We start from the raw sequence: 9,333 nt of genomic DNA on the forward strand, positions 1-9,333 counted from the left end.
CGCGGCCCCCGTGGTGGCGTTGCCGCCCCGGCCATCACGCCTCTTGACGCGCCGCATCGTGTTCGGCGGAGCGATCGCAGCCGCAGCCGGCTATGTGATGATCCGCCCGCCGCTCGACATGTGGCCGTCGATCGAGGAACTCTCGGCCGACTACCGGACCGGAAAGGGCGAACAGCGCAAGGTGATGCTGGCGCCCGACATTTCGGTTGAATTGAACACCCAGACCAGCCTGGCGCTGCGGCCTGCGGCGAACGAGACGCGGGTCGAATTGATTTCGGGCGAGGCCTCGGTGGTCGCCCGCAGGTCGTCGTCGACGCCGCTGGTGATGCTGGCGCGCGACGGCCGCATCAGCGCGCTGCAGGCCGATTTCAACGCGCGCTGCCTCGATGGCGTGGTTTCGGTGACGTGCCTCGACGGTATCGTCACTGTCGAGCAGGACGGCCGTTCCGTGCAGCTTCGCAAGTCAGAACAGGTCACCTACTCACGCGCGGGCCTGCAGGCATCGCTTCCGGTCGACGCCAAGCAGGTCGCGGCCTGGCAGACCGGATTGTTGATCTTCCGCGACCGGCCGCTGGCGAGCGTCGTCGACGAAGTGAACCGGTACCGCGCCGGAAAGATCATCATTACCAACGCGGAACTGAAACGCCGGCTCGTCAACGGCACATTCCAGGTCGACAAGCTCGACAATTTCGTCGCCCAGGTCGAGCAACTGTTCGGCGCGCGGATCACATCGCTGCCCGGCGGTGTGGTGTTGATGAGCTGACCTGGAGCGTTTTCGAGCGAAGCCTGTCCCGCACTTGATGCGGGATGGATACCGGTTCGCGTGAAGAAAACGCGTCAAAAAGATCGAGAGCCGCGTTCAGCTTCGATTGGAACGGTGCTCTAATCGAACGAATCGGCGCTGCGCGCTCGATTTCCTAACAAACCAAAAATTTCTTTTGCGCCGCCGCAGATTCTTTTGCGGGTTTGCGTTCGCCCAGTCGTCTTCAGAGTAAGGCGTCGTCATCGCGGCCTTCCTGTCGCGATGGCGCGCGTCTGCGCGAAGTAAGTGGGACGTCTGTGCGTAGTCGAAGAGATCATCGGGTTTTCGGGCATCGTCAGCGATGCCGGATCGGGTTGCGCGTGTCGGCTGCGGCACTCACCGTGGTTGGCTCCGTGGCGGCCATCGTTCCGGCGCGTGCGGCGAAGGAAGCAGCGAAAGATGCGGCTGCGGCTACGGCCGCAGCGCCGGCGGCGGACAAGCAGTCGGCGCAGGCGAATGCACCGGCGCAAAAGCCGTCAGCGCCGCTGCAGCGCTTCGACATCGACGACTTCGCCGTACAGGGCGCCGATAAGCTGCCGCAAGTCGAGATCGAGGAGGCGATCTATCCCTTCCTCGGTCCGGGCAAGACCTCTGATGACGTCGAGAAGGCGCGGGCCGCGCTGGAGAAGGCGTATCACGACAAGGGCTTCCAGACCGTCAGCGTCGCGGTCCCGCAGCAGAACGTGACCGGCGGTGTGGTCACCCTCAAGGTGACTGAGCTGAAGGTCGGGCGCCTGCGGGTGAAGAATTCGCGTTATTTCGATCTCGACCGGATCAAGGACAGCGCGCCTTCGCTGAAGGAGGGCACCGTTCCCAATTTCGGTGACGTCACCAAGGACATCGTGTCGCTCAACCAGTGGCCGGATCGTCGTGTGACTCCGGCGCTGCGTGCCGGCGTGGCGCCGGGCACCGTCGACGTCGATCTCAATGTCGAGGACAAGGCGCCGTTCCACGCCAGCCTCGAAGTCAACAACCGGCAATCGCCGTCCACCACGGCGAGTCGCGTCTCCGCCACCGTGCATTACGACAATCTGTGGCAGCTCGGGCATTCCCTGAGCTTCACCTATCAGGTTGCGCCGGAGCGGCCGAGCGATGCCGAGGTGTTCTCCGGCTCGTATATGGCGCGCGTGCCGAACGCCGATTGGCTCAATCTGCTGTTCTACAGCGTCAAGTCGAACAGCAATGTCGCGACGATCGGCGGCACCAATGTGGTCGGTCCCGGCACGATCATCGGCGAGCGCGCCGTGATCACGCTGCCGACGCGCGAGGGCCTGTTCCACACGCTGTCGGTCGGCATGGACTATAAGCATTTCGACCAGACCGTGAAGCTCGGCACCGACGGGTTCTCGTCACCTGTCACTTATTATCCCGTCGTCGCGACTTATGGGGCGACGTTCCAAGAAGAGAAGTTCACGACGCAGTTCAATGCCGGCGTGACCTACAACATCCGGACGCTGAGCAGCCCGTGGGACGAGTTCGACGCGAAGCGCTTCAAGGCTTCGCCGAGCTTCACCCACCTCAACCTCGACGTCTCGCATACCCAGGAGCTGCCGGAAGGCTTTCAGCTCTACGGCAAGGTGCAGGGCCAGATTGCCGACGGCCCGCTGGTCTCGAGCGAGCAGTTCAGCCTCGGCGGTCTCGATACCGTTCGCGGCTACCTCGAATCCGAGGTGCTCGGCGACAACGGCGCGGTCGCCAATTTCGAGCTGCGCACACCCAATGTCGGCAGCATGCTGCAAGGCGAGCTCAAGAGCGAAACCGGCGACGGCAAGCCGCGCTTCATTACCTTCAACGATTGGCGCTTCTTCACGTTCTTCGATGCCGGCTACGCGTCGATCCAGCAGCCGCTACCTGATCAGCAATCGTCATTCGTCGCATGGAGCTACGGCCTCGGCACGCGATTCAAGACCTTCGAATATTTCAACGGCATGGTCGCGCTTTCGGTGCCAGGGGTCGCTCAACAATACACGCACGCAAACAGTCCGCGCGTGAACTTCCGAATCTGGGGTGAATTCTGATGGCGGTAGATCTTACTCTCGAGCGACGCACGCGCCGGGCGGCGCTGCGCCGAGGCGTTGCGAACGTCGCGACGGCGTTGTTGTTCGGGCTCGTCGCCCTGGTGGGGTCGCTCGCGCCGGCCAATGCGTGGTGGAACGACGAATGGTCGCTGCGCAAGAAGATCACCGTCGACGTCAGCGCGTCGGGTGCCAACGTCACGGATCCGATCGGCGGGGTGCCGGTGCTGGTGCGGCTGCATGTCGGCAACTTCCGCTTCAGCTCGGCGAAGGACGACGGCAGCGATCTGCGGTTCGTCGCCGGTGACGACAAGACGCCGTTGAAGCATCATATCGAGAAGTTCGATTCGCTGCTCGGCGAAGGCCTGGTCTGGGTCGCGGTGCCGAACATCGCGCCGGGCGCGCGGACCGATATCTGGCTCTATTACGGCAACAAGAAAGCGCTCGCGACCAGCGATCCGAAGGGCACTTACGATCCGGATACGTTGACGGTCTATCACTTCAACGAACGCGGTACGCCGGCGATCGATTCCTCGGTGTGGGCCAATAACGCCCAAAGCGTCGGCCAGCCGGCGGACGGTTCGCTGATCGGGACCGGCTTGCGGCTCGACGGTCGCACGCCGGTGACCGTGCCCGCCTCACCGTCGCTCGCGTCGCCGGATGGTGCTGCGCTGACCTGGTCGGCCTGGATCAAGCCGGCGGGCTTGCAGCCCAACGCCGCGCTGTTCAGCCGGCGTGACGGCGCCAACGCACTGGTGGTCGGGGTCGACAACGGCAGTCCGTTTGTCGAAGTCACCAACCCGGGCTCCGTGCAGCGCTCGAGCGCCGGAGCGCCGGTGGCGGCCGGCAGCTGGCATCATGTCGCCGTCGTTGCCGGAAACGGCCAGGTCACGCTCTATCTCGACGGCGTATCCTACGCCGCGCTCAGCGCGAGCCTGCCCGCCCTCAATACCGTTGGCCTGATCGGAGGAGACTCGTCGACCTCCAGTGCCTCTCCGATCGCGCCTGCGACGGCCCCGTCCGCAGCAACACCATCAGTGCCCCCTGATGCGCCGGCTGCGGACGGTGGCGCCGCGCCCGCGGCGACGCCGGATGCGGCGGCAACGCCGGCACCGGCGCCTGTAGCCGTCGCGATGGCCGGCTTCGTCGGCGACATCGACGAACTGCAAATCAGCAAGGTCGCGCGCCCCGCCGGACTGATCAAGGTGATGGCGATCGGGCAGGGCCCCGACCAGGCCAAGCTGATGGCCTTCAGCGTCGACGAGGAGACCGCAAGCTGGCTGTCCGGCTACTTCGCTGTGATCCTGAAGTCGGTGACGCTCGACGGCTGGGTGGTGATCGGCATTCTGCTGATCATGGCCGCGGTCAGCTGGGTGGTGATGTTCGACAGAGCCTCGTATCTCAGCAAGCAGGCCAAGGCGAATGCCCAGTTCATGAAGGGGTTCCGCGAGATCGCGGCCGATCTCACCATGCTGGATCGCGGCGACGCCGACGATATCTCGACGCTGGGCGGACGCCTCACCGAGGCCGACGCCAAGATGATGCGATCGTCCTCGCTCTACCGCATCTACCACATCGGCGCCGCGGAAATCCGCCACCGCTTCAGCAACTCGCAGCGCGCTCCGGTGCTTTCGGCGGTCTCGATCGCGGCGATCCGCGCGGCGCTCGATAGCGGCGTCGTCAAGGAGATGCAGCGCCTCAACCGCCTGATGGTGGTGCTGACCATCGCGATCTCCGGCGGACCGTTCCTCGGCCTGCTCGGCACCGTGGTCGGCGTCATGATCACCTTCGCGGCGATCGCGGCGAGCGGCGACGTCAACGTCAACGCGATCGCACCCGGCATCGCCGCGGCGCTGGTCGCAACCGTCGCCGGTCTCGGCGTCGCGATCCCGGCACTGTTCGGCTACAACTACCTGATCTCCCGGATCAAGGACCTGACCAACGATATTCAGGTCTTCGTCGACGAGTTCGTGACCAAGATGGCGGAATTCTATTCCGCCGACCGGCCGGACCCGGTCGAACACCGCATCGCTGCGGAGTAACGGCCATGCAGATCCAGGCCGACTCCAAGCCCTATGACGACATCAACATCACGCCGATGCTCGACCTCGCCTACGTGCTGCTGGTGATCTTCATCATCATGACGACGGCGACCGTGCAGGGCCAGAAGGTCAATCTGCCGAAGGCCTCGGCGGCGCCGAGCCTTGCGACCCAGACCACCAAGGCAATCACGGTCGCCAATGACGGCAAGATTTTTCTCGACACCATACCGGTGACCTTGGCCGAACTCGAGCAACGGCTGATCCAGCAGAAGGCGCTGACGCCGGAATTTCCCGTGGTGCTGCGCGGCGATGCGCAGGCGCAGTATCAGAGCGTGATGGATGTGTTCGATCTGCTCAGCCGTATCGGGCTGAGCCAGGTCGGGCTCGCCACCAAGCCGCTCGTGAAGTGAGCCAGTCGGAAAGCGGCGCCATGATCACGCAGCCATCACCTTTCCCGCTGACCGAGCGCAGGACGCTGCGGTCGTGGCTGAGCGGCATGATGCGATCATTCGATCACGGCTGCGGCGCCGCGGACGTCACGCGCGCCGAGCCCGTTTCGCAGGTGCCGATCCGCGCCGGTATTGGTGCGGAACTCGGTGTGGTACCGGTCGCCGCGGACGTGCGCGAAGAGCCGCGCGGCGAGGTGGTGGCATTTCCCGTTCATGGCGAGGCCCTGCTGGTCAAGCTCGCGGATGTGCTGCGCCGGCACGTCGCAGGCCGTGAGCCCGCCGACAACCCGCTGCGGCTGACAATCTCGCGATGCCCGTGGGCCCGCCTGTCGATCGACGCGACGGCCTATGTCGACTATTTGAGCGAGGTTGAGACCTTCGACGCAGCGATCGAAGCAGGCCCTGACACCAAGGTCATCCTGAAGACCACGGACTTCGACGCGCTTGCCAGCTTCGTCATGCAATACGTCAATGACAGGCTGCTCGACCGCGCCTCGGTGGAGGCCGCGCCATGAACGCGCCGATGCGGGACCAGAACGCGCGTGCCGCGCCGTCAGCCGACGATCAAGATGTTGCCGTCGCGCCCGCAACAGCCGCGGCGCCGCCGACGGCTGCGCGCAACACGGCCGCCCGGAAGGGCGAGCGCAGTGCGCTGCTGCGCTACGGCGCGGTGGTGGCGGTGGTCGCGCTGTTCCTTGGCGGCATCGTCTACTTCTTTCTCGGTCACGACGATCTGCCGCCGCCGCGTCAGGTGCGCGATCTCACCATCGTCAATGTGACGCTGCCGCCGCCACCTCCGCCTCCGCCGCCACAGCCGCAGCCCGAGCAGAAGATGATCGAGCAGCCCAAGATGGCGGAGCCCGAGTTCAAGGAAGAGAAGCCGGTCGACAAGCCGAAGGACGAGCCGGCCAAGGACGCCAAGAACGACGAGCCGCCCGGTCCGCTGTCGCTCGATGCCAAGCCGACGGGACCCGGCGATCTGTTCAATCTCGGCGGCAAGCCCGGCGGCAACCCGTATGGCGGAGGCGGCGGAGGTGGCAGCCGCTGGGGTTGGTACACGACGATCATCACCTCGCAGGTCGAGGCGGCGATCCGCGCCAATCCGAAGACCCGCAACATGGCGACGCAAATCCAGGTGCGGCTGTGGGTGGACGGCTCCGGCCACGTCACCCGCGTCGTCCTGACGCCGTCCTCCGGCAATCCGGAGATCGATGCGGCGCTTCGCAACGAGGTGATCGGCAGCCTGACGCTGCGCGAGCCGCCACCCAAGGACATGCCGATGCCGGTGGTCACGCGCGTCACCGCGCGACGGCCGAGCTGACGAGACCGACTGACGAACGACCAACCTTCGAAATTCAATGTGCGAGTGAGAACTGGGGGACTGATGTTTAAGAAACGAGCTCACGCAGAATGGCGCGCGTTGCCGCTTGCGGTGTCGCTGAGCGCGCTCGCCTGCGCAACGCCGGCCGTGGGCCAGACCGCGGACCAGGCTGCCGAGCAGGGTCCCGCCGCCGCGGCGAAGCGGACCGACGCAAAGAAGCCGAAGGTGTCGAGCACCAAGCCGACATCGTCGAATGCCACCGTCAACCTCGTCAATCTCTTGGTGCAGCAGGGTGTCCTCAAGGAGGAGCAGGCCCAGGCGCTGATCAAGCAGGCCGAGGACGAGGCCTATGTCTCCCGCCAGGCCGCCAAGGACGCCACCACCAAGGCCGACGACGCCACCAAGGCCGCAACCGCCGCCGCCGCGGCGGCGCAGCCGCCCGGCACGCGGCACGTGACCTACGTTCCCGAAGTCGTCAAAAGACAGTTACGGGAAGAGATTAAGCAGGAGGTGATGGCCAAGGCGCAGAAAGAGAACTGGGCGTCGCCCGGAACCTACCCGGAATGGGCGCAACGCATCCGCTTCTACGGCGATGCGCGCGTGCGCTATCAGGGTGCCTATTTCCCGACCGGCAACGACCAGGCCGGCGCCGCCAACTATAACGCGATCAATACCGGATCGCCGTATGACATTTCGAGCACTGCGTTTGGTCCGACCTACGACGCCACGCAGGATCGCAACCAGTTCCGCTTCCGCGGCCGGCTCGGCATGGAAGCCGACCTGCTGTACGGGTTCACTGCCGGCCTGCGCATTGCGACCGGCGAGAACAGCTCGCCGGTGTCGACCAACCAGACCCTTGGCGGCGGTGGCGGCAACTTCTCAAAGTATGGCGTCTGGCTCGATCGCGGCTACATCAACTGGCAGACCTGGGGCGACGATCTGAGGATCTCCGCGGGTCGCATCGACAATCCATTCTGGTCGCCGACCGATCTGGTCTGGTACAAGGAGCTCGGCTTCGACGGCTTCGCCGTTCAGGCCAAGCACGAGGTGTGGGAAGGCTTCACGCCGTTTGCGGTGGGCGGTGCGTTCCCGATCTACAACACCGATTTCAATGCCGGCAGCAATCTACCGGCCGATCCGAGCAACCTGAACTCACCGCCCAGCAAGTTTGCCAGCCACGACAAGTGGCTGTTCGGAGGCCAGGTCGGCTTCAATGCCCGGTTCAGCCCGGAATACTCATTCCGGTTCGGCGTTGCCTTCTACGACTTCGACAATGTTCAGGGCCAGTTCTCGAGCCCCTGCAGGGTCTCGTCCGCATCCGACGTCTGCGACACCGACCTGACCCGGCCGTCCTTCGCGCAGAAGGGCAATACCTATTTCCCGCTGCGTAACATCATCGCCGATCCTCCGGGCACCGGTAACAATGGCGGCACGATCAACCAGTTCGAATATTTCGGATTGGTCAGCCAGTACCGGCCGGTGGTCGTCAGCGGACAGCTCGATCTCGGACAATTCCATCCGACCCACATCGTGCTCGACGGCGAGTATGTCTACAACACCGCGTTCAGCCGCTCCTTCATGAACGCGGCTGCGGCAACCTACGGCGTGCTGATGAACAATCGCGGGCCGAGCCCGGATGGCGGCACCACGCCTGGCGCGTTCAACGGCGGCAATCAGGGCTGGCTCGGCCGCGTCACCGTCGGCAACAGGGAGATCAAGCATCTCTGGGATTGGAACGTCCACGCTGGCTACAAATACCTCGAATCCGACGCCACCATCGACGCCTTCGCCGACTCCGACTTCGGTCTCGGCGGCACCAACCTCAAGGGCTATTTCGTCGGCGGCAATATCGGTCTCGGCGAGAATGTCTGGGCGACCTTGCGCTGGATGAGCGCCAACAGCATCGCCGGCAGCCCCTATGCCGTCGACGTCCTGCAAGTCGACCTCAACGCGAAGTTCTGACCATGCGCATCGCACTCTTCGTCCTGATGATGGTGATCGGAGCATTGAGCTCCGGCACCGCATTCGCCCAGTCCGAGACCGACCGCCTGCGCGACGCCCTGCGCAGCGCGACGGCGCAGACCCGTGCGCTGGAAGACCAGCGCACGGCGTTGCAGGCCAAGGTCGCCGACGCCGATCGCGAAAAGGCGGCGGCCAAGAAGGAGGTCGACGACCTCAAGGCGCAGCTGAAGAAGGCCGACAAGGAACATCGCGACGCCGTCGACGAGTTCAATCAACGGCTCGCCGAACGCGACGAGACGCTGGAGAAGTGGAAGTCGGCTTACGAAGAAGCTGCCACGGTCGCTCGCACCAAGGACGCCGAGCGGGCCAAGTTCGAAGGTGAGGCCACCGCCTACAAGGCCAGCACCAAGAGCTGCGTCGCCAAGAACACCCAGCTGATCAAGGCCGGCAAGGAGATGGTGCAGCGCTACAAGGACCTGACCATCGGCGAGATCGTGGTCTCGCGCGAGCCGATGATTCAGCAGCGCCGCGTCGAAATCCAGAATCAGCTGCAGGAAAGCCAGGACAAATTCCTCGATCAGAAGGTGAATCCATGACGACCGCCACTATCGTGAAGCCGCTTCGGTCGATCGGTCTCGCCGCCGCCGTTGCGGCTTTCGTTGCGCCGCTCGATGCCTCGGCGCAGACGCCGGCCCAGACCCAGGCTCCCGCGCCGCGCGCCGTGCAGGCTCCGGTCAGGAAG

8 protein-coding genes are annotated in these 9,333 nt (G+C 64.8%); all 8 read left to right on the top strand.

Annotated elements, in window-relative coordinates:
* A partial coding sequence (locus tag H8B02_RS41405; RefSeq protein WP_229171445.1) for a FecR family protein occupies window positions 1-763 on the top strand: 763 nt, incomplete at its 5' end.
* A 353-nt stretch (window positions 764-1,116) separates the two neighbouring features.
* On the top strand, window positions 1,117-2,820 hold the full coding sequence (locus H8B02_RS41410) for a ShlB/FhaC/HecB family hemolysin secretion/activation protein (protein WP_233287956.1): 1,704 nt from the start codon (window positions 1,117-1,119) through the stop codon (window positions 2,818-2,820).
* The gene (locus tag H8B02_RS41415; protein ID WP_229171447.1) at window positions 2,820-4,859 is read left to right on the top strand and encodes a DUF2341 domain-containing protein; all 2,040 of its coding nucleotides are present in this window, start codon (window positions 2,820-2,822) and stop codon (window positions 4,857-4,859) included. Before H8B02_RS41410 ends, H8B02_RS41415 begins: the two co-directional genes overlap by 1 nt.
* A 5-nt stretch (window positions 4,860-4,864) precedes the next feature.
* Entirely contained in the window at window positions 4,865-5,269 is a 405-nt protein-coding gene (locus tag H8B02_RS41420; RefSeq protein ID WP_092122695.1) for an ExbD/TolR family protein, read from the top strand.
* 20 nt (window positions 5,270-5,289) lie between these two features.
* Window positions 5,290-5,823, top strand: coding sequence for a hypothetical protein (locus H8B02_RS41425; protein ID WP_229171448.1), 534 nt, complete (start codon window positions 5,290-5,292; stop codon window positions 5,821-5,823).
* Entirely contained in the window at window positions 5,820-6,629 is an 810-nt protein-coding gene (locus H8B02_RS41430; protein WP_229171449.1) for a TonB C-terminal domain-containing protein, read from the top strand. The genes H8B02_RS41425 and H8B02_RS41430 overlap by 4 nt, the downstream gene beginning before the upstream one ends.
* A 63-nt stretch (window positions 6,630-6,692) precedes the next feature.
* Complete coding sequence (locus H8B02_RS41435) at window positions 6,693-8,591, top strand: putative porin (protein WP_092122700.1); 1,899 nt, start codon at window positions 6,693-6,695, stop codon at window positions 8,589-8,591.
* A 2-nt stretch (window positions 8,592-8,593) separates the two neighbouring features.
* Window positions 8,594-9,187: a hypothetical protein gene (locus H8B02_RS41440; RefSeq protein WP_229171450.1), complete on the top strand. Its 594-nt coding sequence runs from the start codon at window positions 8,594-8,596 to the stop codon at window positions 9,185-9,187.
* The last annotated feature ends 146 nt before the right edge of the window (window positions 9,188-9,333 follow it).

The organism is Bradyrhizobium altum (assembly GCF_020889705.1).
In the GTDB taxonomy this organism is placed as follows: domain Bacteria; phylum Pseudomonadota; class Alphaproteobacteria; order Rhizobiales; family Xanthobacteraceae; genus Bradyrhizobium; species Bradyrhizobium altum.